Below are 699 nucleotides of genomic sequence, written 5' to 3' on the forward strand. Positions count from 1 at the left end.
GAAATAAACAAATACTTACACTTAAGAAGTATATCCTGAATTAAATAAAGTGTCTACAGTTGAAATCTATAAAATTACAAAAAAACGAAGAAATGGCAATTTGCAGAGATGGGATGGGGATTTGCTGTTGACTTTTCGCATAAAGCAGAAAAAGCGGGGATAAAAATATTGTTAGAAGAATAACTAAAAATCTTGCTAATGTATAAGTTAAGTAAAAAATAGAATGAAAAATAATCATATAGCAGAGGAGATTGGGTAATATGAAGGAACAAAAGAAATCTTCTTGGGGAGCGGTTCTGGTGTCATTTTTAAAGGAATTTCTATTAAACTCATTCGAAGCCCCAGGTCATCTTTATTATGATGAAAATTTAACTAATGAAGGAAAAAGAAAGAAAAATTATATTTGGAGGGTGCTTCTACTGGTGACTGCGGTAGGAGTAGCTTTGCTTCCTGTTATAGCTTGGAACATGTTTGTTCCAGATGTGCTATGGGCAAAAATAGTTACCGTTGTAGTGTGTGAAGGCTATGTTGTTTTTATAGTAAGTATGGAGATTATCCAAATAAAGGATGAGCTAAAGGAAGATATGTTAAAAATAGGGGGATATAAAATTACTCCCAAAGGAAGTATTTCCCTATTTAAAGAAATTGATTTTAAGATTGCTCAAACAGAGTATTCTTATACAATATTGATTTCTAAGA

The 699-nt window shown here is 31.6% G+C and carries 1 pseudogene; it reads left to right on the plus strand.

The features are described 5' to 3' along the window. Positions 1–260: 260 nt before the first annotated feature. A pseudogene (locus tag DWZ60_RS17045) lies at positions 261–699 on the plus strand (hypothetical protein); the annotation flags it as partial.

Source organism: Blautia sp. AF34-10, assembly GCF_003477865.1.
Classification (GTDB): Bacteria; Bacillota; Clostridia; order Lachnospirales; family Lachnospiraceae; genus Fusicatenibacter; species Fusicatenibacter saccharivorans.